20 protein-coding genes and 1 tRNA gene are annotated in these 22,676 nt (G+C 46.9%); 13 read left to right on the top strand and 8 right to left on the bottom strand.

Annotation, left to right across the window (positions count from 1 at the left end; all coding sequences use genetic code 11):
• Positions 1-287: 287 nt before the first annotated feature.
• The 7 genes from secA (at position 288) to ABF87_RS05440 (ending at position 7,078) form a co-directional block, all read left to right on the top strand.
• Positions 288-3,020, top strand: a complete 2,733-nt coding sequence (secA, locus tag ABF87_RS05470) for a preprotein translocase subunit SecA (RefSeq protein ID WP_160828131.1) — start codon at positions 288-290, stop codon at positions 3,018-3,020.
• Positions 3,021-3,320: 300 nt separating this feature from the next.
• A complete protein-coding gene (petA, locus tag ABF87_RS05465) occupies positions 3,321-3,929 on the top strand; it encodes a ubiquinol-cytochrome c reductase iron-sulfur subunit (protein ID WP_160828130.1) in 609 nt (202 codons plus the stop codon).
• The gene (locus tag ABF87_RS05460; RefSeq protein ID WP_160828129.1) at positions 3,930-5,177 is read left to right on the top strand and encodes a cytochrome b N-terminal domain-containing protein; all 1,248 of its coding nucleotides are present in this window, start codon (positions 3,930-3,932) and stop codon (positions 5,175-5,177) included.
• A gap of 3 nt (positions 5,178-5,180) precedes the next feature.
• On the top strand, positions 5,181-5,906 hold the full coding sequence (locus ABF87_RS05455; protein WP_160828128.1) for a cytochrome c1: 726 nt from the start codon (positions 5,181-5,183) through the stop codon (positions 5,904-5,906).
• A gap of 48 nt (positions 5,907-5,954) precedes the next feature.
• Positions 5,955-6,554 carry a glutathione S-transferase N-terminal domain-containing protein gene (locus ABF87_RS05450; RefSeq protein ID WP_160828127.1) on the top strand — a complete coding sequence of 200 codons (600 nt, stop codon included), beginning with the start codon at positions 5,955-5,957 and terminating at the stop codon, positions 6,552-6,554.
• Entirely contained in the window at positions 6,551-6,976 is a 426-nt protein-coding gene (locus ABF87_RS05445) for a ClpXP protease specificity-enhancing factor (protein ID WP_160828126.1), read from the top strand. The genes ABF87_RS05450 and ABF87_RS05445 overlap by 4 nt, the downstream gene beginning before the upstream one ends.
• A gap of 26 nt (positions 6,977-7,002) precedes the next feature.
• Positions 7,003-7,078: transfer RNA gene (locus ABF87_RS05440), tRNA-Thr, on the top strand.
• 85 nt (positions 7,079-7,163) lie between these two features.
• Here ABF87_RS05440 and ABF87_RS05435 read toward each other — a convergent pair.
• From ABF87_RS05435 to ABF87_RS05400, 8 genes are all read right to left on the bottom strand, one after another.
• The gene (locus ABF87_RS05435) at positions 7,164-8,894 is read right to left on the bottom strand and encodes a thiamine pyrophosphate-dependent enzyme (RefSeq protein WP_160828125.1); all 1,731 of its coding nucleotides are present in this window, start codon (positions 8,892-8,894) and stop codon (positions 7,164-7,166) included.
• 147 nt (positions 8,895-9,041) lie between these two features.
• Positions 9,042-11,537, bottom strand: a complete 2,496-nt coding sequence (gene ligD, locus ABF87_RS05430) for a DNA ligase D (RefSeq protein ID WP_160828124.1) — start codon at positions 11,535-11,537, stop codon at positions 9,042-9,044.
• Positions 11,538-11,540: 3 nt separating this feature from the next.
• Positions 11,541-12,401, bottom strand: coding sequence for a Ku protein (locus ABF87_RS05425; RefSeq protein WP_160828123.1), 861 nt, complete (start codon positions 12,399-12,401; stop codon positions 11,541-11,543).
• A 126-nt stretch (positions 12,402-12,527) separates the two neighbouring features.
• A complete protein-coding gene (locus tag ABF87_RS05420; RefSeq protein WP_160828122.1) occupies positions 12,528-12,989 on the bottom strand; it encodes a PA2169 family four-helix-bundle protein in 462 nt (153 codons plus the stop codon).
• Positions 12,990-13,252: 263 nt separating this feature from the next.
• Positions 13,253-14,008, bottom strand: coding sequence for a Crp/Fnr family transcriptional regulator (locus ABF87_RS05415; RefSeq protein WP_160828121.1), 756 nt, complete (start codon positions 14,006-14,008; stop codon positions 13,253-13,255).
• A 354-nt stretch (positions 14,009-14,362) separates the two neighbouring features.
• Positions 14,363-14,926 carry a PAS domain-containing protein gene (locus ABF87_RS05410; protein WP_160828120.1) on the bottom strand — a complete coding sequence of 188 codons (564 nt, stop codon included), beginning with the start codon at positions 14,924-14,926 and terminating at the stop codon, positions 14,363-14,365.
• Entirely contained in the window at positions 14,919-17,822 is a 2,904-nt protein-coding gene (locus tag ABF87_RS05405; RefSeq protein WP_160828119.1) for a CheR family methyltransferase, read from the bottom strand. The genes ABF87_RS05410 and ABF87_RS05405 overlap by 8 nt, the downstream gene beginning before the upstream one ends.
• Before the next feature lie 103 nt (positions 17,823-17,925).
• Entirely contained in the window at positions 17,926-18,933 is a 1,008-nt protein-coding gene (locus ABF87_RS05400; protein ID WP_160828118.1) for a chemotaxis protein CheB, read from the bottom strand.
• A gap of 491 nt (positions 18,934-19,424) precedes the next feature.
• Between ABF87_RS05400 and ABF87_RS05395 the strand changes: the two genes are divergently transcribed.
• The 6 genes from ABF87_RS05395 to ABF87_RS15250 all read left to right on the top strand — a co-directional run bounded on the left by ABF87_RS05395 (position 19,425) and on the right by ABF87_RS15250 (position 22,134).
• The gene (locus ABF87_RS05395; RefSeq protein ID WP_160828117.1) at positions 19,425-19,829 is read left to right on the top strand and encodes a DoxX family protein; all 405 of its coding nucleotides are present in this window, start codon (positions 19,425-19,427) and stop codon (positions 19,827-19,829) included.
• Between the two features lie 255 nt (positions 19,830-20,084).
• The gene (locus ABF87_RS05390) at positions 20,085-20,333 is read left to right on the top strand and encodes a type II toxin-antitoxin system ParD family antitoxin (RefSeq protein WP_160828116.1); all 249 of its coding nucleotides are present in this window, start codon (positions 20,085-20,087) and stop codon (positions 20,331-20,333) included.
• A complete protein-coding gene (locus tag ABF87_RS05385) occupies positions 20,330-20,632 on the top strand; it encodes a type II toxin-antitoxin system RelE/ParE family toxin (protein ID WP_160828115.1) in 303 nt (100 codons plus the stop codon). The genes ABF87_RS05390 and ABF87_RS05385 overlap by 4 nt, the downstream gene beginning before the upstream one ends.
• A gap of 567 nt (positions 20,633-21,199) precedes the next feature.
• Positions 21,200-21,523 (top strand): DUF4258 domain-containing protein, encoded by a 324-nt coding sequence (locus tag ABF87_RS05380; RefSeq protein WP_160828114.1) that lies wholly within the window; start codon positions 21,200-21,202, stop codon positions 21,521-21,523.
• A complete protein-coding gene (locus tag ABF87_RS05375) occupies positions 21,520-21,735 on the top strand; it encodes a hypothetical protein (RefSeq protein ID WP_110340803.1) in 216 nt (71 codons plus the stop codon). The genes ABF87_RS05380 and ABF87_RS05375 overlap by 4 nt, the downstream gene beginning before the upstream one ends.
• Positions 21,736-22,005: 270 nt before the next feature.
• On the top strand, positions 22,006-22,134 hold the full coding sequence (locus tag ABF87_RS15250) for a hypothetical protein (RefSeq protein WP_275689414.1): 129 nt from the start codon (positions 22,006-22,008) through the stop codon (positions 22,132-22,134).
• Positions 22,135-22,676 lie beyond the last annotated feature (542 nt).

Below are 22,676 nucleotides of genomic sequence, written 5' to 3'. Positions count from 1 at the left end.
AGGTTAGACGCTCTTCGAAGTTAACGAGCGGCGTGATCAGAAAGGCAAAATTGGAGTTGGCATGCTTAGAATGAGATCGAAGGAAAAAGCATGTTGAGTCCGATTCAACGCATTTTCCTTTACAATATAGAAGTTTTGCTCATGATCAGGTGTTGCGAGCGCTTGATCAACAGTGTTTGATGCTAGCGGATAGGATCATTGAATTTAAGCCATTGTTGATATTGATGTGGACGCGGTAAAATCTCTCCCCAGCCATAGCTATTGTTTAAACAGAATCTTAGGACTTTATGCTTAGTAATTTATTTAAAAAAATCTTTGGTAGCCGTAATGACCGATTAGTCAAGCAGTATTCTCAAACCGTCCGCGTCATTAATGACTTGGAATCTACGATGGCTGATCTATCGGATACTGAGTTACGGGCCAAAACAGATGAATTCAAGCAACGCGTCCAAGCTGGAGAAGAACTCAGTGCCATCCTGCCTGAAGCATTCGCCGTTGTACGTGAAGTGGGCAAGCGCGTTCTGGAGATGCGTCATTTTGATGTGCAACTCATCGGCGGCATGGTATTGCATGAAGGAAAAATTGCCGAGATGCGAACCGGCGAGGGTAAAACGCTCATGGCGACGTTGCCGGCCTATCTGAATGCTTTATCCGGCAAAGGCGTGCATATTGTGACTGTAAATGACTACTTGGCAAAGCGCGATGCTGAGTGGATGGGAAAAATTTATCAATTTCTTGGCATGAGCGTCGGGGTCATTTATGCGCAGATGCCTCATAATGACAAGCAAGCCGCGTATGCTGCAGACATTACATACGGCACTAATAACGAGTATGGCTTTGATTACTTGCGTGACAACATGGTGACGCATCCGCTCGAGCGCGCGCAACGCGTGCTCAATTTTGCCATCGTCGATGAAGTCGACTCGATCCTGATTGATGAAGCACGGACACCTTTGATTATTTCCGGTCAGGCGGAAGGTGATACCGAGATTTATGTTCGTATCAATACCCTGATTCCTAAATTGATTCGACAAGAGACTGAGGATGGTCCAGGTGATTACAGCGTGGATGAAAAGACGCATCAAGTCACCATGAGTGAAGCCGGCTTTGAACATGCCGAAGAATTGCTTGATAAAGCTGGTTTATTAAAGGCGGGAGCCAGTTTGTATGATCCTGCGCACATTAATCTGATTCATCATTTGAATGCCGGCTTGCGCGCTCATAGTCTTTATTTTCTGGATCAGCATTATGTCGTCCAAAATGGTGAAGTCGTCATCGTTGACGAGTTTACTGGTCGGTTAATGGCTGGTCGCCGTTGGTCCGATGGATTGCATCAAGCTGTCGAGGCGAAAGAAGGTGTGCCTATTCAGAAGGAAAATCAGACACTCGCTTCGATTACGTTCCAGAACTATTTTCGTATGTATCAGAAATTATCCGGTATGACGGGTACGGCCGATACCGAAGCTGCCGAGTTTCAGCAGATCTATGGCCTTGAAACCGTCATTATTCCTACTCACCGGCCCATGATCCGTGAAGATCGCATGGATCTGGTGTTTCGAACTACGAAGGAAAAAAATAACGCGATCATCGAAGGTATCAAGGAATGCTATGAGCGTGGCCAACCGGTGCTGGTAGGCACCACGTCGATTGAAAATAATGAGCTGCTTTCCAAACTGCTGGAGCGGGAAAAGTTGCCGCATCAGGTTTTGAATGCGAAACAGCATGCGGGTGAAGCGAGCATTGTTGCACAAGCTGGACGGCCTAAGATGATCACTATCGCAACCAACATGGCTGGTCGCGGAACCGACATTGTCCTGGGAGGAAATCCGGAGCCGGAAATTGAACGCATCCGGCATGACGAAAAGCTGAGTGAAGAAGCTAAGGAAAAAAGCATAGAAAATTTGAATCAGCAATGGAAAATTACCCATGAAGAGGTTCTCAACAAGGGTGGATTGCATATCATCGGAACTGAACGGCATGAATCGCGCAGAGTAGATAATCAATTGCGTGGACGTTCCGGAAGGCAAGGCGATCCTGGTTCCAGCCGATTCTATCTGTCGCTGGAAGATCCATTGCTGCGGATCTTTGCATCGGATCGCGTGGCCAATATCATGACGCGCCTTAAAATGCCCGAGGGAGAAGCCATTGAACATCCCTGGGTGACTCGAGCTATTGAAAATGCCCAACGAAAAGTGGAAGCAAGAAATTTCGATATGCGGAAGCAATTGCTGGAATACGATGATGTCGCCAATGATCAGCGAAATGTTATTTACCAGCAGCGCAATGAATTATTGGAGGCGGAACAGGATATTTCCGAAACCATCATTGCCATCCGCGAAAGCGTTCTGGATAGCGTATTCGGTCAATTCATCCCGCCAGGAAGTGTCGAAGAGCAATGGGATGTGGCTGGTTTGGAGAAAACGCTAGCTTCGGAATACCAGTTGCATTTTCCCATTGAGCACTGGTTGAAAGAGGATCCTGAATTGCATGAGGAAAATTTGTTTCAGCGCATCTTGGATCAGGCTAATGAGCACTATCAGACTAAGGTGAACACTGTGGGCGCAGAAGTGATGCATCATTATGAGCGGGCAGTGATGCTGCAAAGCTTGGATTCACACTGGAGAGAACATTTGGCGGCATTGGATCATCTGCGCCAAGGTATTCATTTGCGGGGTTATGCTCAGAAGAATCCTAAACAGGAATATAAACGTGAAGCTTTTGAGTTGTTCACCACGATGCTTGAAGAAATCAAGAATGAAGTCACCAAGATATTGCTGACGGTTCAAATTCAAAGTGAGCAACAGGTCGAGGCGGTTACGGAAACCATGAAGGCGCCTGAGAATGTGCAGTTTCATCATGCTGATTATCAGGATGTAATGGAAGAAGAGGATGCGGGTGATGATACGGCTGGTAGAGTACCGCAGCCGTTCGTGCGCCACAGCGATAAAGTGGGGCGTAATCAACCCTGCCCCTGCGGATCGGGCAAAAAATATAAGCAATGCCATGGCAAGATTAAATAATTCTTGGCAATGGTCGCTACACATCGCTCAATCGGTGCTTGCTTAAATGTGTTGCGATATGAAGTAAGGATAAAATCGTTGACTTCTCAATAAATTATTGAGAAGGTAAGTCATAAAAATAATAAAGCTACAAAAATACTTTTTGTTATTCTCAATAATCACAGAATGGTTATGTTATACTGCGCGCTTCAAAAAAATCATAAGTTTTTTCAGAATTTTGAGCGGAATTCATTGAGAATAAAGTAAATTATCGTTGTAGGTTTAAATTTTCATAAAAAATTACTGATGGAATAGTTGAATATGGCAGATAGTTTCAGCATTGATGATGAGATGAGTGGCAGAAGGAAGTTTTTAGTCGCTGCGACTTCAGTAGCAGGGGGAATTGCAGGCGTTGCGATTGCAACGCCTTTTTTATTGAGTATGATGCCTAGCGAGCGTGCAAAAGCAGCCGGTGCGCCAGTAGAGGTCGACATTTCGAAACTTGAACCGGGCATGCTATTAATGGTTGAATGGCGTGGAAGAGTGGTGTGGGTTCTGAATCGCACTCCTGACATGCTGGCGAGTCTTGAGAAGGTGGAAGGCGATCTTGCGGACCCCACTTCTGAAAAAAAACAGCAGCCGGACTATGCCAAAAATCGCACCCGTTCAATCAAACCAGAAATTTTTGTTACAGAGGGGGTGTGCACTCATTTAGGTTGCTCGCCGGTATTTAGAAAAGACGTGGCTCCGGCAGATTTGGGTCCCGATTGGTTAGGTGGTTTTTTCTGTCCATGTCATGGGTCAAAGTTTGATCTGGCTGGGCGTGTGTATAAACATGTGCCGGCTCCAACCAATTTGGTTGTGCCTCCTCATGTATATTTGAGTGATAACCGTCTTTTAATTGGATCTGAAAGCGAGGGATCTGCGTAAATGAGTAACTTATTTAATTCAATGATTGGATGGATCGATAAGCGATTTCCATTAACATCCAACTGGAAAGCACACCTTTCCGAATACTATGCGCCAAAAAATTTCAACTTCTGGTATTTTTTCGGTTCTTTAGCTTTACTGGTATTGGTCAATCAATTGTTGACCGGTATTTTTCTGACCATGAACTACAAACCGGATGCGAGCCAAGCCTTTGCATCCGTTGAATATATCATGCGTGATGTAGATTATGGATGGTTGATTCGCTACATGCATTCGACCGGCGCATCCATGTTTTTTGTCGTTGTTTATCTGCACATGTTCCGTGGAATGATGTACGGTTCTTATCGGAAACCGCGTGAGCTTCTGTGGCTGGTGGGAATGTGTATATTTTTCGTGTTGATGAGCTTGGCATTTACTGGCTATATTTTACCTTGGGGACAAATGTCTTACTGGGGGGCGCAAGTGATTGTCAGTATGTTTGGCGCCATTCCAAGCGTCGGTGAAATATTACAGCAGTGGCTATTGGGTGACTTCACTCTTTCCGACGCTGCTCTGAATCGCTTCTTTGCTTATCATGTCGTGACCTTGCCTCTTATTTTACTCGTGTTGGTGTTTGTGCACATTCTGGCCTTACACGAAACGGGCTCAAATAATCCTGACGGCATCGAAATTAAAGAAAACAAAAATCCATCCACTGGCATACCGGTTGATGGTATTCCTTTTCATCCCTATTACACGGTGAAGGATATTGTTGGTGTCGTTGTCTTTCTGATGGTGTTTTGTGGAATTATTTTCTTCGCGCCTGAAATGGGCGGGTATTTCCTTGAATATAATAATTTCATCCCAGCTAATACGTTGCAGACTCCAGATCATATTGCGCCTGTTTGGTATTTCACTCCTTACTACTCGATGCTGAGGGCAGTAACAGTGAATTTTCTGGGAATCGACGCGAAATTGTGGGGCGTTATACTGATGGCTGGCTCAGTTGTCATTTTCTGTTTTTTACCTTGGTTGGACAGGAGTCCGGTTAAGTCGATACGCTATAAAGGACCCTTATTTAAAATAGCCTTGACACTTTTTGTGATCAGCTTTTTTGTGCTCGGGTGGTTGGGGACTAAATCGCCGACCCCGCTGTATACCTTGTTAGCGCAAATCTTTACAGTCATCTATTTTGCTTTCTTTATCTTGATGCCTTGGTATAGCAAAATAGACAAAACGAAACCTGAGCCAAAAAGACTAAAAGAGTAAAAAATGAAGAAAATAACGATAGCATTATTAATCTTATTGAGCACGGCTTCATTCAGTGTGATTGCTAGTGAGCCAGGCATGCCGTTGGATCGAGCCCCAGTTGATATTACCGATGACGCGTCGCTGAAGCGTGGCGCCGAAACCTTCGTTAATTACTGTTTAACGTGCCATGGTGCGAGCTATATGCGTTATAACCGTCATCGTGATATCGGTTATACGAATGAAGAGATTCTTGAGAAACTGGTTTTCACCGGGCAAAAAGTCGGTGACCTGATGCAGTCAGCCATGCGTAAGAAAGAAGGTGAAGAATGGTTCGGGGTAGTGCCGCCGGATTTATCAGTGATTGCTCGCTCTCGTGGCGCAGATTGGCTGTATACCTATTTACGAGCATTCTATCGTGATGACGCGACCGGAACCGGCTGGAATAATCTGGTGTTCGATCGCGCTGCTATGCCGCACGTTCTATATGAATTACAAGGAAACCAAAAGCTAGTGGTTAAAACATCGGAGAAAGGCGATCAAAAAAGCTTGGTCCTGGATCAGCCGGGTCAATTGACTAAGGCGGATTATGATAAGTTTGTCGGCGATTTGGTAAACTATTTAGTCTACCTCGGCGAGCCTCACGCTAATGAACGAAAAAAACTGGGGATCGAAGTAATGATTTTTCTGTTTGGTTTCTTAGGACTTGCTTATCTCTTGAAAAAAGAATATTGGAAAGATATTCATTAGAATCAATTTTTTAAACGATAAGTAAAAGTAGGTCAGAGATTAGAAGTTATGATGACGTTATATTCAACAATTACCTGTCCATACAGTCATCGTTGTAGGATTGTGTTGCACGAAAAAGATATGGATTTCCAGGTAATTGATGTTGATCCCAATAATAAATCAGAAGATCTGGCAGTCATCAGTCCGTATGGAAAAGCGCCTGTGTTGGTGGAACGCGATCTGGTGCTCTATGAATCGAATATCATCAATGAATATATCGATGATCGCTTTCCGCATCCTCAACTCATGCCTGCCGATCCAGTGATGCGCGCGCGTGCGCGGCTATTACTGTATCGGTTCGAACAGGAATTATTTTTTCATATCAGCGCGTTTGAGGGAGCGGACCAAAAAGCGATGGAGAAAGCCAGGGCCGTAATTACTGATCATCTAACGATTATTTCTCCAGTTTTTGAGAAACAGAAATTCATGCTTGGAGATGAATTTTCGATGCTTGATGTTGCCATCGCGCCATTACTGTGGCGCCTTGAGCACTATGAGATTCGCTTGCCCAAACAGGCTGCGCCATTATTAAAGTATTCAGAGAGCCTGTTTAGCCGTCCTCCTTTCATTGCTGCGCTGTCAGCCTCTGAAAAAGTCATGCGAAAATGAATAGCTCCACTAAACCCTATTTGATTCGTGCCATATATGAGTGGTGCATGGATAATGACTTGACCCCGCATATTTCGGTTGTTGTTTATCCGAGCCTTGATATGCCGGCGCAATATGTTAATAATGACGAGATCGTTTTTAATATTGGCCTCCAGGCAGCTCATGAGCTTATGATGAATAATCATCAGATAAGCTTTATGGCGCGCTTTAATGGTATTCCACGAAAATTGGAAATTCCTATCTACGCAATCAAGGGGATTTTCGCTCGTGAAGTGAATCAAGGTTTGACATTTCCAGTCGAGCATCAAGAAAATGATGCACACAACACTTCGTTAGGTGATCAACAAGAAGCTGAATTGATTGAGTCAATGACTTCTCGCGAAAAAAACCTAAAAAAACCCACTTTGCGTATCATCAAATAAATATAGTTAGTTGATATGCAGCCATTGCCGGCATAGCTCAGATGGTAGAGCAGCTGATTTGTAATCAGAAGGTCCCGAGTTCGATTCTTGGTGTCGGCACCAAAAAAATTTAATTGGATCTGCAAGATGATGGGAAAGATGTCATCTTTCAATAGAAATTCAACGACGATATTGCGTGATCATTGCTTCATAAGTCGCGGATATATTTGATATTGGTTCTGAATGCTTCCCACACTTCGTCCATTCGCCCCCCGAGCGCCAGTTTTGCCTGGGACTGGATGTAACGGGACATCACGCCGACCGATGTGTGAGGAGGGAGCGTGGGTACATGTGGATTGGTGAAGATATTCATCAGTACAGGTCCGTCATATAGCAGAGCTTCCTTCACTGCCTTTTCCAATGCGGCGGGTTGAGTAATGGAATAGCCACGTATACCACATGCTTCTGCTACCATCGCAAAATTGGGGTTAATCATTCTGGTTTGCCAATCGGGCAAGCCGGCCACTTGCATTTCCAGTTCGACCATGCCGAGGCTGCGATTATTGAAGACGATAAGTTTTATCGGCAGCCGGTATTGAGCAATGGTCATCAGATCTCCCAGCAGCATGGAAAGCCCGCCGTCGCCGCAAAAAGCGATAATCTGGCGATGCGGGGAATGCAATGCCGCGCCAATGGATTGCGGCATCGCATTGGCCATCGATCCATGCGAGAAACTCCCCATCAGCGTACGCTTGCTGCTGCCATGCAGATAACGCGCCGCCCATACTGTGCTCATGCCAGTATCTGCGGTAAAGATCGCGTCATCATCGGCGATGCGATCAATCACGCCAGCTACAAATTCAGGCTGGATCAAATTTTCTTCGCCGGGATCGGCCGCATGGACGCGATAATCACGCTCCACATCAGCATAATCCTCTCGGCAAGCGTTCAAGAAGTGCTCATTGGTTTTAGGATGAAGCAACGGCAGCAACATTCTGATCGTCGGGCCGATGTCGCCACATAAACCCATGTGCAATGCCACTCTGCGCCCAAGCCGTTCGGGTTTGCTGTCGATCTGTACTATTTTGGCAGAACTGTGGAGAAACTCCTTCCATGGAAAATCGCTACCCAGCATCAGTAACAGTTTGCCGCCGGTAATGGCGCGGGCACCGGCTTTGCTGCCCAGCAGTCCGGTCAAGCCTACTGCATACGGATTGTCGCATTCCAATGCCATTTTAGCTTTGAGCGTATAAGCCATCGGTGCTTTGAGAACGTGGGCCAATTCGATCACTTCGGTGCGGGCGTCAGCACAGCCGACGCCTGCGTAGATACCGATGTCATCGGAATTATTGATCAGTTCAGCCAATGCCTGAATTTCTTTCTCGGCCGGGTGCAGAACAGATTGAGGCCGGTATAAGTCGCCCCATACCACGTCTTCTTCGGCATTACAGGTCATCAAGTCGCCCGGAAAGGCGCACACCCCCACACCCTTGCGGTTCCAGGCGTACTGCAGTGCTTGTTGCAACATCCGCGGTAATTGTGGCGGCGTCATGGCAACTTCATTGTAATGACTGCAACCATCGAACATTCTCAGGTCGGTGGATTGGAAACTTTCCGTGCCGTAATCTTCGGAAGTGATGGTCGAAGCCAGCGCAATCACCGGCGCGCCCCAGCGATGAGCATCATATAACCCGTTAATCAGGTGAACATGACCGGGGCCGGAACTGCCAGCACAACAACCCAAACCGCCCAGTACGCCTTCAGCCATGGCCGCATAGGCGCCTACTTCCTCATGGCGTACTTGGATCCAGTCGATATGACCATCGCGGCGCAACGCATCATTCAGGAAATTCAGGCTATCGCCGGTGACGCCATAGATGCGGCGAATTCCGGCATTCTTGAGCATTTCAACTAATTGTTCGGCGACGGTTGTAGCCATGAGATCTCCAGCAGTTCACGCAATTCAACATTAATCCATAAAAAAGCCAATTATGATTATTAAATAATAGGATACGGAAATTAAAGTATCCGTTCGTTATCGTACATATCTCAGCAGTGGTCGCTCGATCAGGAGATTGGGTGGTTCTCAAATCTTGATGGACTGGTGCATATCCAGATAGCGTTGATTCATTTGTTCATGGGCGGGAGTCAGCAGGGCATCGATGGTGAAGATATTGAACGCTTGCGAGGAATCGATGCCGTCAAGCTGTTTCCACGACAAAGGCACCGCCACCGGCGCACCTTTGCGGGCGCGCAGGGAATAAGGCGCGATAGCTGTGGATGAAAAATCATTGCGCAAATAATCGATGAAAATCTTTCCACGTCGCTGGCTTTTATTCATCGTCGCGACATACGCATCCGGCGCATCGCGTTCCATGTGCTGGGCGAAGCGCCGGCAGAACCGCTTGATTCCATCCCAGCCGTGGTTTGGTTTTAACGGAACGGCCACATGGATGCCCTTGCCGCCCGATAATCGCGGAAATGATTCCAATCCAAGCTGCTGCAAACGGCGGCGAACATCCTCAGCGGCAAGCTTGATCGCATCGAACGGCACGTGTTCGCCGGGATCGAGATCAAAAATGATCTGTTCGGGCTTATCGATCATCTGGACGCGGCTTTGCCACACATGAAATTCAATGGTGCCCATTTGCACCAGCTCAAGCACTCCTGCTGCGTTATCGATATAAAAATAGTTATGTTTTTTGCCTTGATGGGTGATGGTTTTGCCGCGTAGATCCGGACCCATTCCGCGCATGGGGTTGCGTTGAAAGAAACATTCCCCTTCGATTGTATCGGTGCAGCGCACCAGACTGATCAATCGGTTTTTCAGAAACGGCAGCATAAAGGGGAGAACTTTCGCGTAATACTGAGCGATATCACCTTTGCTGACCCCGCTGCCGGGGAACACTTCACGCTCCGGATGCGTGATGGTAATTCCCTCAACCGTGAAATCATTTTCTGTAGAGGAATGAATGATGCGATTTGGAAGTTGATCCGGAATTTCCAGGCGTACCGACTTGGGGGCTTTATCTTCCCGCAATCCTTTGAATGAGGCGTGGCGTATGCGTTGATCAGCAGTCCATTCCCAGAATGCTACCTCGCACAGCAGCTTCGGCTTGACCCAGACATGCGGGCGGACTGATTTTTCAACTTTGCCGCTGAACGGTGGCCGGGACAATCGCAACGGCTGCAATTGCCGGTAAATCTGCCGCGCGAGTTCAGCGCCAAAACCGGTGCCCACTTTACCCGCATAGCGGAACTTTCCGTCTTGATAATAACCCAGCAACAGAGAAGCAATCGACTCGGAACCGTCCTTGGCCGGCATGAAACCGCCTATGACGAATTCTTGCGCCTGGCCGCATTTGCTTTTGAGCCATTCTTTGGTGCGTCGGAATTGGTACGCGCTATCCTTGCGTTTTGAAACCAGACCTTCAGCGCCGATGCTGCACGCTTTCTTGAGCAAATGCGGACTGCTCTCCAGGTGGTCGCTGTAATGCACCATAGTCAGGGCTTTATTGTTCAGAATTTTTTTGAGCGCAGCCTTGCGCTCGATCAACGGGGTTTGGGTCCGATCGTCGTCGTTCAGATGCAGCAGATCAAAAAACCATCCTTGTACCTGGCTGGAGTCATGGCGCGACAACGCATCCTGCAGTGCAGCGAAACTGGTCGCGCCCCGATCGTTCAAAACGCCGAGTTCGCCATCGAGAACGGCATTGCTGACTTTGATTTGGGCCAGTTGCTTGGCAATGCCGGGAAATTTATGCGTCCAATCCTTTTCGCCGCGAGTACGAAGCCTGACTTTGCCATTTTCCAGAAACGCCATGATCCGGTAACCGTCATACTTGATTTCATGCAGCCAATCAGAGCCGGCAGGCGGAAATTCCACCAATGTCGCAAGTTCGGGCCTCGGGTATTTTTTCAATAATGAGGTCGCCGCGGAGGTATCGATTCCGGTGGTCTGCATTTTTTTTGTTTTCCGGTGAGCATCGTCCGAAGCGTTACCTTTTGCCCCGGCGCGGATTTCATCGAGCGTGAGATTCGAAACAATGCTGGTATTTTCTTGCTCGAGGAAATGCTGGTTGCTTGTTCCCTTCAGGATAAATTCGTCCTCTCCCTTGATGAGAAGCCAGTTATCGCGTTTATCGGTTGAATTCATGCGCACCAGATGCCAGCGCCCGTGCATCCGTTGACCATGGAGTTGAAAGGTCAGATGACCCTTCTTCAAATCCTGATGAGGATCTCCTTCCGGTATCCATTCGCCGTTATCCCAGATCATCACGGGGCCTGCGCCATATTGTTTGTCCGGGATCACGCCTTCGAATCGATTGTATTCCAGCGGATGGTCTTCAACGTGAACTGCCAGGCGCTTGTCGGCAGGATCATAACTGGGCCCGCGCGTCACTGCCCAGCTTTTCATCACGCCATCCAATTCGAGCCTGAAATCATAATGCAAGCGCCGAGCGCCATGTTTCTGAATGACGAATGCCAAACGACGGGTTTTAGGTTTGCCGGTTTTACCTTTCGGTTCACTGGTGACGCTGAAATCACGCTTGTGATGATAACTGGACAGTGGCGAAGACATGGCTTAGGCGACAGTTCTTTGTTTGGGGGAACGGGTTTTGCGGATCGGTTTCTTTTTTTCAGATCCGGAATTCGTTTCGCTGCCGCCGGTTTGTTTGAGGCTGCGGCGCAGCGCATCCATGATATTAGTGACCTTCTCGGGGGTGGCAGGCTCTTTTTTTGAGCGGACTGGGCGCTTGCCCAGTTTAGCGTTGACGATTTCCTTCAATCCTTCCTGGTACACATCCTTGAATTTTCGCGGATCAAATTTGGCCGTTTTACGATCGATCAATTCTTCTGCAAGCGCCAATTGCTCTTCGTCAATCTGGGTGTCAACCTCGATACCTTCAAAATAATCCTCGGCCTGGCGCACTTCATACGCATAGCGCAGGGTTTCCATCAGCAAACCCTTGCCGCACGGTTTGATCGCAACGATGCGTTCCTTGTCGCGTAGCACGACTTGGCCCAATGCCACTTTCTTGCTCATGCGCAGCGCATCGCGCAACGTCAGGTACGCTTCTTGCGCGATATCGCCATCGGGAACGACATAATACGGAACATCGAAATAAATCGAATCAATCGAAGCATGATCCGTGAACTGAACGAGTTCGATCGTGTGCTTGCTTTCCAGTTTGAGATTGTCGATTTCCTTATCTTCGATCGGCACGAAACTTCCTTTTTCGTACTCATAGCCGCGCACGATATCCTCCGGTTCCACCATCTCGCCGTCTTCATTCACATTGCGGTAACGGATGCGCTGCCCACTGTCACGATCATATTTGTGCAGTACGATCTTGTCCCGCGACGACGTGGCGGGAAAAAGCCGGATCGGAAACGTTACCAATGACAAGCGAATGTGACCCGACCAAAAAGCATGTTCGGCCATATGACTCTCTCCGGTATGAGATACTCATGCAGATAGTGACCGACGAATGCATAACGTACTCGCTCATCCTGCATGTAGAGCTCTGATCCTGCCTCTTGCTTGAGAGGGTTTTTCTCCTTGATGAGTTTAAGCAAGATCGACATTCCGGCGCGCTTCATCGCGCAATTCGCGCACCCGCTCATGGTTTCTTTTGACACCTTCATATTGTTCATCGAGGCAGGCGCGCAGACTGTCAGGCATTTCTTCCCTCAATGCTTCTTCATAGGCTCGCAGCGCAAGCGCTTCGCCCCGTTCGCATTCCTCGAGCACGGTCAGATTATCTCGATTGCCCAGCATCGTTTGCAGGTCTATCCATCGGCGATGAACCATGGCGACCGTTGATCCTGCGGTGTTGGGGTCGCCGCCATAATGCCTAATTTCCGTATTCAGCGTGAAAACGGCGTCATCGCAACTTTGCGCCCGATCCTGGAAATACAGTTTCAACGAAGGGTCTTTCGCGTCCATCGCGCAGGTCCGGAAGCCTGCCGCGCCATCCCGCGAGATTTGCACGAGGTCGCTCAAGATATTCAGAATTTTCTCATTGTTCATGGCCTGTCTCCGTAGTGATAAATCGCGGCCGACGGATGACAAATTACGGTCACCGCCCATTATCGGCTATCAAGACAATAGTGATTAAATTCTAACGATCAGTCTGTTCGGAATCTCACATTCTGATCGGCATTGTTCAGATGTAGGTGATATTTCCGCAGAGAAAAGCCAATGATTGTTCGATTCAGTGAATCGAGGTACAGGATGAGGATGGAAATCAGGATGGGCGATTGAGTTCAGGCGATCGGGCAGAGCAGAGCTGGTCATGAATGGTGATGGTGATGTATGTCAAAGGACGTGGCTTCCTTGTGGGATGGTGGAGTTTTCAGTAAACGTTCGATTTCATGTTTGATCACAAAATGGCATTCGCAGCTTCTTTTCTCGATGGCTTGTTGATTAAGCAGGGTCAACACACCCGATTGATAGCTGATCAAATGGCTTTTTCCCAGGTTATCGATGCCTTGCGTGACGGCTTCCAGGGGGACGCCCAATAAGTATGCTATCAATGAACGGGAAATCGGCATTTCCTTATCGCTGATCCGGCGTACATTCGATAATAGCCAACAACAGAGTTGTTGGTCGGTGGTATGGAAGCTATGGCAAACCGTGATTTGCGCAATTTGGGTCAGCAGGACTTGCGTATGCTTGATGAACAGGTCGAACAATCGTTCGTTCCGCTCAATTTCTTCCATGAAGTAGTTTTTTCTGATCCGATAGGCATTGCCTTCTCTCGCGACAACGGCGCAGTTTAACGTGGCCTGATGATTGCGGGCAATGCCGATTGCGCCATCGCAGCCAATCACGGCGATTTCCGCTGATTTGCCATTCTTCATGGGATGGAGCAGGGAAACCATGCTATCGATGGGAAAGTGAATGAACGGCGCTTCTTCAGCGACCTCATACAGCACTTCTCCCAATCCTAACGAGATGAGCTCCAACTGCCCGGACAGAGCAGCGTATTCCTCAATCGTGAATTTATTCAGCAGGGAGTTTCTTTTCGAGAAAATGATATTTTGCATTGTATGAGCCTTATCGATTGTAATAATATTTTTGTCAGTAGCTGCTCATTGCGATTTCCATTCTGAAAAATCTTTATTTAAAGAAAATAAATGGATTGTAGGAATACTAAAATTATTGGAGGGAAGATGTATGTCAGAATTCCCCGAAAAATATCTAAACATTTCCTTAGTTTCACCTCTTAAAGCTCCTATTTATCAGGGAATTGCTGAGCTTATCGATCATAGCCCGAATCGGCTGCGAGCTAATCTGGTTAAATTTTATTCATAAAATTAATCCGTTATTTATCTTTTGAGAGCAACTCGAGTACTCTAACGCCTGACGATGAAGGTGCTGCGGGGTGAAAATGGTTTTTCTCACTCATTGGATTCATTGGCAGAGATATCCATTAAAACAATACGCAATAACGGCGGAGAATCGGCTGCAGTTTTCACCGCGCAACTGAGGAATGCATCAAAGGTCGAATCATCCTGGCGGATCATCTGTAGCCTCAATTTTTTGGGATATTCTAATTCAGAGCCTGATTTCACCAGCGAAAAAAAGAGCCGATACCAACAATCTTTTGCGGTCTTGTCAATAAACCCCGAAAACCGCTTATTGATCAGTTTGGCGCGATCCATTCCTAATTGCTGAGCGCCGGTCAAATTGATTGCATGGATCGTTCCACCCAAATTGAGGGAAATATAGGTGACCGGGGCAAATTCGTACAGATCGATATACCGGTCTCTGGCTTCTTCGATGATGAGTTGCGCTCTTCTGAGTTCTTCATTCTGCATTTCCAATTCGACCTTATGCACCAGCAATTCATGCGTCAGGACTTCATTGAGCATGGTTTTGTTTGCGGCAGACAAATTTCGGACCATTGCTTCGGCATGGGTCCGTAACGAACCGCGCCTTTCCATGTTTTTTTGTTTACTCATGGCCCAATGGGTTCGTCGAGGAACCGTTGTTCTCCCTGGCCATCAGCAGAATCAACGAAAATTCGTTGAATTTGCTGACCGTGCGCTGGGCGTTCAAAAACAGTTTTTGATGACCGATGATCGGAAAATCATGCTCGATATAGCCTTCATATACCTGATCACGTGGCAGAATCACTTCGAGCAAGTTCTTCAAAGGCTCGATATCCCATTGATTGTTGCTCAGTTCATAAATTTTCCGGCCGATGGTTTCTTCAACGCTCAGCTTGAAGAATTGATGAAAGGCGCGATTCGCAGAAATCACTCTCAAGTCCTTGTCAATGATCAATAAGGGATGCGCGATGACATCGACCACTTCGCCGGCCAGGTCGCTGGCTAGCCGGCTGGCATCTTCTGCCTTGTTGAGCTTGTTGATATCGGTGAATGTCAACACGACGCCTTCGATTGCATTGTCAAGCGTGCGATAAGGTTGAATCCGGGCCAGATACCAATTGCCGCATTGTGTCTGCACTTCCTGTTCGTAAGGAATCAAGGTTTCGAGCACTTCCTCAGCGTGCGTCAGCAATTCATCGTTGGTCAGATTCGACTTGATGTCGCTCAATAACCGGCCTACGTCCGAAGAGATCAACCGGTATAACGTCGTGGCTTCGCGCGTGAAGCGCCGAATGATCAATTTTTCATCGAGGAATATCGTGCCGATATGGGTATTGTCGAGCAAATTCTTCATATCGTTCTGCATGCCGACCAGTTGTTCGATTTTGCCCTGCAATTCCGAATTGACGGTCACCAACTCTTCATTGACAGACTGTAATTCTTCCTTGGAAGTTTCAAGTTCTTCGTTGGTCGATTGTAATTCCTCATTGGTCGATTGCAATTCCTCATTGGTCGATTTGAGTTCTTCATTCGATGCTTGCTGCTCTTCCAATGTTACTTGATAATTTTCCTTCAAGTACACCAGATCGCGTTCCAGTTCTTCGATGCGCCCCAGTTCGATCGCCTTGGGAATGCGCTTGATTCCGGCTTTTTTGGCGATGGGGCTGATCTCTAAAAAGCTGATCAGCAAAAAATGCTGGTGGCTTTCATTGCTGGCCAAGAATCTCACGCTCAGATGAATGGTCGTGAATCCGCCATTGGTTTTAACTTCCACTTCCTTGTTGAGGGTGGAGTTTTTATCGTTGGTTGCGGCCCGAATCGCGGTGCGCAATTCCAGTTCCAGACCTTCGCGGGCCATTTCGATGATGTTCAAGCTGGCTTGCCCGGGCGCGGGACGCAGGAATTTGCCGGTATCGCCATGGATAAAATGGATATTGCCCTTCAAATCCGTCAATACGGAAGCCGGGGCGAAGCATTGGATCAATACGCGGCGGGTGAATTCCGCAAAATTGATTTCTTTGGGTTTGATGATGACCTCGTCGGGTGTCTTATCTCCCATGCCGGCTGTCCATGAGATGACATTGGCCACGGTCGTGCGCGAAGATGCTGTTTTGCAGGCGCGATAGAATTTCCATTTGCGGTTGATTTGCGAGAACAGCTCATGATGATTGCCGATGCCTTCCGACGGCGACAAGAACAGCACGCCTTCCGGGACGAGGGCGTAGTGGAAGACCGGGATGAGCTGATTCTGCAATTCTGCTCCGAGGTAAATCAGCAAATTGCGGCAACTGAGCAAATCCAGTCGGGTAAAAGGCGGATCCTTGAGCAGATTCTGAGTCGCGAAAACGACCATTTCGCGAATTTCTTTCTTGATCCGGTAGCAATTGTCTTCTTTCGTGAAGAAACGGCGCAACCGTTCCGGACTGACATCCTGGATGATGTTCAGCGAATAAATGCCCAAGCGGGCGGTCGCGACGGCGTCTTCATCCAGATCGGTGGCATAGATCTGGATTTTAAATTCCTGCTGCGATTTCTCGAGCCATTCCTTGAGGATGATGGCGATGGAATAGGCTTCTTCGCCAGTAGCACAACCCGCTACCCAGACGCGGAAAACGGAATGTTCGGTTTTATTTTTGCAGAGCCCGGGAAGAATGTCTTTTTCCAATACCTCGAAAGCTTCCGAATCGCGAAAGAAACTGGTGACATTGATCAGCAGTTCTTTAAAAAGGGCACTGATTTCATTGCTGTTCTTCTTGATGAGCTGAGCATACACATCGATATCATCGATCGACAACGATGTCATGCGCCGTTCGATACGGCGCTCGATCGTGCTTTTTTTGTAGAGTGAAAAATCATGGCCGGTAAATGAGCGCAAGTCCATCAGAATGCGGCCGACGGCATTGTTTTTTTTGCCATTTCGAGGTTTTTCCTTGGGGGGAAGGAGGTTTCGTTTATGCGCGTCAAAAATTTCCGGCATTTTCTCCACCGGCAGGACATGCGTAGCAAAACCGGCATCGATGGCGCTCGACGGCATGCCGTCATACTTTGCGGTACTTGGTTCTTGCACCAATGTCAGCCCGCCGGCATGAAAAATAGCGCCCAATCCTTGCGTTCCGTCTGAGCCGGTGCCAGACAAGACGATGCCAATGGCTTGGGAGAGCTGATCCTCGGCAAGCGACGAAAAAAAACCATCAATCAGCGAGCGCGGGCCTTTCGAGTCAAGCGGGGAACTCACCTGCAGTTTGCCTTGAAAAACCACGATGTCCCGATTCGGTGGATTGACATAGATATGATTGGGCATCAATTGCAGGCCATCGGATATTTCCGTGACGGGAAGCGAAGTGCAGCGTTGCAAAATTTCGGTCAGCAGGCTGGTGTGTTTGGGATCCAGGTGCTGCATCACGATGAACGCTTTGTGGCTATCGGGAGCAATGTGCTTGAAGAGTTGTTGCAGTGCCTCTAGTCCTCCTGCGGACGATCCGATGCCGACGATGATAGGAGTAATATTTTTTTTTCTTGAGGCCATATGTGAAATTCAGTGATAGAGAATGATTGAAAAATGATGAAGATCAGGCCGGAAAATTCGGGGAGAGTATTGCAGGGAACTGTTCCAGTTCCGGCCACAGAGATTACCCGGGTTCTTTTTCAGGATTATGCAGCATAAATGTGATATTACGAAGCAGATTAACGCGTTCTTTGGTAACCTTGAATCGATCCAGGTAGTGTTCCGCAGTTTCATTGTCGCCGTCTTCATGAGAATATTCTGCCAGTTGCCGCAATAAGACCATATGCTCGTCCAAAATGCGGATGACATCCCACAGTGCATATTCGATTCTCTCGTCATTCTCCGATAGCAGGGATCGAACGGTATAGGCATGTCCGGTATGGCAACGGTAGCGGGTGAATTGATCAGAATCGATTTCCAATAAGCTGCCATGGCATTCAGGACAGGTAAAGATGGAGGGTTTGCCGAGCTTGAAAACACCGGCATTGACCGGATTATGCTCAAGCGCAATGGCTACTTCGGTGTTGAGTTTCTCATTGACCGGTACGCTGGAATAAGGTGCGGCTTCTTGCTGTATCAGTTCGATCAATAACGGAGCTATGCCCGCGGAGGGCACGCAATGATCCACGCGCACGTGCTTGAGCGCGTTGCGCGGCATGGACGGATTCTCGGCGTCCTGCGGGTCTTGTACGATAGCTGTGCCACCGCGCTGTTTGATGGCCTGAAGTCCTGCTGTGCCGTCATCCAAGCCGCCGGTCAGAACGATGCCAATGACTTGAGTTCCGAATGATTGCGCGGCCGAACGGAAAAGAGGATCGATCGCCGGACGAAAGCGGTTTTCCTTCGGGCTGCGGGTAACACATACCGTGGCAGTATCCTCAATGACGAGATGATGATCGGCAATCGGCAAATAAATGCTCCCGGTTTGAATTTTCTCGCGCTGATAGACGTATTTCACCGGTAGCGCGCTGCTCCTCCCTAGAATGAAATCGAGGGCGCCCGGAGAATCAGGGCCGGTATGGATGACGACGAAGAGTGAGGCGGAGAAATGATCGGGTAATGCGCCGAGAATTTCAGAAAGCACCGTCAGTCCGCCCGCAGATGCTCCGATTACGATAATATTTTTTTTCACGGCGTATGTGATATACAGGGATAATAGTCGAGTAGATCATGCTTGAGAGGCGGTATCTGTTCGGTACTTAACAGAGTATTTTCTGGACGCTGCCGGCTGTTGTGGAGGGGGTTTGAAATCCCTGTGAAGGAGATTGGCGGGAATGCTTGAGAATTCATTTCTATTCAATCGCTAATCTCCCCAGTACGATAAGCGAGCGAGTGAAGGGATTCGTACTGGGGAGTCAGCGCTCAAACTCAGTCAATCCGGGTATCGCAAGAAGGGGAATTTACTGAGCCCGAGACCCAATCGTTCGGAGTAAATGATTGGTTGCATGAGTCTATCGACGTAAGGAAATTTTTTCTGTGCGTTTGCCCACGTAAGAGCGCGATTAACAAACGTAGTTGAGGATAAAAATCGATTGGGATGAGGTTTTGTGCGTTCCAGTACCGACAATCTATCCTCGAAATCACAGGATTTAAAAAACATACCAATAGGGAAATATATTTACAATGGCTAAATTGCTTTCAACGGAAGATCTGGGAAAACTGGTGCTGCGGTTGACGACGGGTGGACTGATTTTGTTGCATGGCGTGCATAAGGTTCTTTATCCCAGCTCCTTGGACTTCATCCGTAAGCTGCTTATTTCCATGGATCTCACTCCCTTGCTGGCGTATGGGGTATATCTCGGAGAAGTGGTGGGGGGACTGATGGTCGTCCTGGGTGTTTACTCCCGCATGGGAGGAGCATTGATCGTAGGCAATATGCTGTTTGCCTTGGTGTTGGCTCATCGAGATGAACTGTGGACATTATCCTCCACCGGAGGATGGGCGATGGAGCTACAAGCGTTTTTTCTTTTTTGTGGACTCGCCATCATCCTGCTGGGTAGCGGCCGCATGGCTTTTAAGCCGGACTGATGCATCTCATTTAGCGGAGATCTGAACAGAGCAGATAGATCGGTAGACACTGCTTTATTGGTGCAGAAAATCGGAAGCTCTTCGAACCAACTTTTCAGTATCTTAGAAGAATGGGAGTCCGTTTTAAGAGGGTTTAGTAGAGATACCCTTATGGATATGCCTAAGCTCTGAATCTTTCAAAAATTTATTTCATTTATTGCATTCTTTTGATATATTCATATTTGTTATATATGAATATATGGGGGCTTCATCAAAATGGCAACGACGAGTTTGAGCTTAGGCGAACATTGGGAAATATTCATTAAAAATGAGATCGCAAGCGGACGGTATGGTTCGGCAAGTGAAGTCGTTCGCGATGCATTACGTGGAATGGAAGAGCGCAAGAGTAAGCTGGAAGCTCTTCGCGTATATTTAAAAGAAGGTGCGGAACAAGCTGAGCGTGGTGAATTCGTAAAAGATTATTCTATTGATAAGATTATTGAGGAGTTGGATGCCAAGGAATGACATTCACCGTCAAAATTACTCCACGCGCACAACAAGACCTCAAAAATATTGGGCGTTATACGTTACAAAAATGGGGTAAAAAGAAACGAGATAGCTATTTGCGCGATCTTGACCGATGTTTCAGGTGGTTAGCTGGAAATCCTAAAATAGGTAAACACAGGATTGATATCGAAGAAGGCTACTACTGTTATTTGCAAGGATCACATTTGATATTCTACACAATTGGTGAGAGCTGTATTCACATCATCGGTATACCTCACCAAGCTATGGATGTATTAAACTACTTTGATCCAGATTAGCTTTTCATATAAAAATAGCCTGCGGGAATCGAACCGATAATTTCATTGTTTTTCAATATGTTGTATAAAACAGGCCTTCTTTCCCAAAAATATTAAGAAAATAATATAATTGGAACAATAGCTTAATGGATGGCGCTGTTGAGAGGAGTCGAACCTCCGACCTACTGATTACGAAACCTGGCTATAAATTTTGTATTTATATAAATCAATCACTTGCAATGCTTGCCAAGCATAAAATCAGTGTCACACAACTACATATGATGGTATTTCAAGCGCACTTTGGCACAAATTTGACACAGTCAATTTTGCGATCTGTAATATTTAAAACTGTATCAAAATTTAACTGCAAGAGTTGGCTTGCTATTATTGATACAATGAAACCTTGGTGGTTTTATTTGATCGCATATACAGTTTCGATCCTATTGCCAAGATTCGTTGTCGGAGGTGGAACTTAAGGAAGCTAAATAAAATACAATGAAAAATAAAGGGATAAGCTGGAGTGATGATTTGCAGGAAAAATAGATGGCATAATTTCGTGTTGATAATTTTACCTGATGATACTTTGTCATGAGTGTGACTTTACAACGGGTTATAGCATTAGTCAGTAACGGGAATGTCCGTATATCTGAACATGGTTATGATGAGTTGTCACACGACAATATCTTTGCAAGAGATATTCTCTCTGGGATTGGTGAGGCAATAGTCGTGGAAGATTATCCAGACTATCCGAAAGGCCCATGTGTATTGGTGTTACAAAAAGATAAAAAGAACAAACCAATTCATGTAGTGTGGGGTATTCCTAGAAATGCGGAAATGCCAGCTGTTGTCGTTACGGCTTATCGCCCTGACTGTGATAAGTGGAGTAATGATTTTTTGAGGAGATTACGATGAATAATAAACATCTAACAAAATTGGTACGAGAAGGCCAATACATTGCGGAAGTTGAGATCGAGTTGATAGACTCAGGAGAGGGCTGGTCGCCTTATTTGTCGATTGAAGACGCATATAAATTAGATGATGTTCGTGCTGCCTTGCAACGCGGAGATATTCGTACCGCAGGAAAATTTGGTAGAGTTTATACGTTGACGCCTTTAGCAGTATAAATTCTGGGTATTGGTATCAGCTAGAAACTGACCAATACGTAGTAGCCTATGGTCCGTGCAACTATGAGATGGTCATGTTATCCGGATGATGTGGAGCAGGCACAAGGATGAAGTCACTGGTAAATTTCCTGATGGTAACTGGATACGACTGAGCTGTATCAAAATCGGCAAATGGAAGCCTAACACTCAAGCCCGGTTTTGATTATTGCTGACCAGTTCATGGCAAAAGACCATGACCATTAAACTCACTGGGTACCCTTGGATACAAAAATGGCAATCCAAGGATTATTAACAGAAAGAGATGATGAAATGCGGGCTTATGTGGTGACTATCAACATGCCATTTGAATATACTTGGATACATGACCGCTGGCCAAGATTGGTTCGATTGACGGATTAATTATCTCTAATAGCTAAAATGTAGTAGCCCAAGCCATACTCTTCAATAATTTCTAAATTTCTTCCTGCAAAACTGAATTTTGAAGATCTATCAGTTTTTTCATTTGAGGAATCATATTCTCGAAGCATGCCTGGAGTTATTGCTATGATTGAAGCCCAATTCTAGTCTGATCAAGTCTATTATGTATGCATTACATTGGCTCAATCTGGATGATAACGGGTAGAGTTACCCCCTTTAAACAAAACATAATGTATCCATTCAAAGGGGACAACTCTATTGTTTTCCTCTACGCCCAGACTTGATCCAGATTCTTTGCAGCCACAAATTAGCCCGAGGTGCGGTATTGAATACCGGGATCAGAGGGTTTGTTTCGCGCAGATGTATGCTTGTGCCCGTGCAGCTATGAGATGGCGATGTTTTGGATGACATAGGACAGGCGCAAGGATGAAGTCATCAGTAGATTTCCGAAGAGTTATAACTGAATCTGGTGTTTGGGGTATTGAAAAATAGCGGTGTATCTGGTTGATTAGTTGTTGCCAAAC

Origin of the sequence: Nitrosomonas sp. JL21, from assembly GCF_009833095.1 — a bacterium.
GTDB lineage: Bacteria > Pseudomonadota > Gammaproteobacteria > Burkholderiales > Nitrosomonadaceae > Nitrosomonas.
The sequence above is the reverse complement of the archived record's forward strand: the minus strand, read 5'-3'. Positions and strand labels throughout refer to the sequence as shown.

Excerpts from the sequence above, each read along its gene's own strand:
- secA (WP_160828131.1), top strand. The coding sequence starts at position 288 with ATGCTTAGTAATTTATTTAAAAAAATCTTTGGTAGCCGTAATGACCGA.
- petA (WP_160828130.1), top strand. The coding sequence starts at position 3,321 with ATGGCAGATAGTTTCAGCATTGATGATGAGATGAGTGGCAGAAGGAAG.
- ABF87_RS05460 (WP_160828129.1), top strand. The coding sequence starts at position 3,930 with ATGAGTAACTTATTTAATTCAATGATTGGATGGATCGATAAGCGATTT.
- ABF87_RS05455 (WP_160828128.1), top strand. The coding sequence starts at position 5,181 with ATGAAGAAAATAACGATAGCATTATTAATCTTATTGAGCACGGCTTCA.
- ABF87_RS05450 (WP_160828127.1), top strand. The coding sequence starts at position 5,955 with ATGATGACGTTATATTCAACAATTACCTGTCCATACAGTCATCGTTGT.
- ABF87_RS05445 (WP_160828126.1), top strand. The coding sequence starts at position 6,551 with ATGAATAGCTCCACTAAACCCTATTTGATTCGTGCCATATATGAGTGG.
- ABF87_RS05435 (WP_160828125.1), bottom strand. The coding sequence starts at position 8,894 with ATGGCTACAACCGTCGCCGAACAATTAGTTGAAATGCTCAAGAATGCC.
- ligD (WP_160828124.1), bottom strand. The coding sequence starts at position 11,537 with ATGTCTTCGCCACTGTCCAGTTATCATCACAAGCGTGATTTCAGCGTC.
- ABF87_RS05425 (WP_160828123.1), bottom strand. The coding sequence starts at position 12,401 with ATGGCCGAACATGCTTTTTGGTCGGGTCACATTCGCTTGTCATTGGTA.
- ABF87_RS05420 (WP_160828122.1), bottom strand. The coding sequence starts at position 12,989 with ATGAACAATGAGAAAATTCTGAATATCTTGAGCGACCTCGTGCAAATC.
- ABF87_RS05415 (WP_160828121.1), bottom strand. The coding sequence starts at position 14,008 with ATGCAAAATATCATTTTCTCGAAAAGAAACTCCCTGCTGAATAAATTC.
- ABF87_RS05410 (WP_160828120.1), bottom strand. The coding sequence starts at position 14,926 with ATGAGTAAACAAAAAAACATGGAAAGGCGCGGTTCGTTACGGACCCAT.
- ABF87_RS05405 (WP_160828119.1), bottom strand. The coding sequence starts at position 17,822 with ATGGCCTCAAGAAAAAAAAATATTACTCCTATCATCGTCGGCATCGGA.
- ABF87_RS05395 (WP_160828117.1), top strand. The coding sequence starts at position 19,425 with ATGGCTAAATTGCTTTCAACGGAAGATCTGGGAAAACTGGTGCTGCGG.
- ABF87_RS05390 (WP_160828116.1), top strand. The coding sequence starts at position 20,085 with ATGGCAACGACGAGTTTGAGCTTAGGCGAACATTGGGAAATATTCATT.
- ABF87_RS05385 (WP_160828115.1), top strand. The coding sequence starts at position 20,330 with ATGACATTCACCGTCAAAATTACTCCACGCGCACAACAAGACCTCAAA.
- ABF87_RS05380 (WP_160828114.1), top strand. The coding sequence starts at position 21,200 with ATGAGTGTGACTTTACAACGGGTTATAGCATTAGTCAGTAACGGGAAT.
- ABF87_RS05375 (WP_110340803.1), top strand. The coding sequence starts at position 21,520 with ATGAATAATAAACATCTAACAAAATTGGTACGAGAAGGCCAATACATT.
- ABF87_RS15250 (WP_275689414.1), top strand. The coding sequence starts at position 22,006 with ATGGCAATCCAAGGATTATTAACAGAAAGAGATGATGAAATGCGGGCT.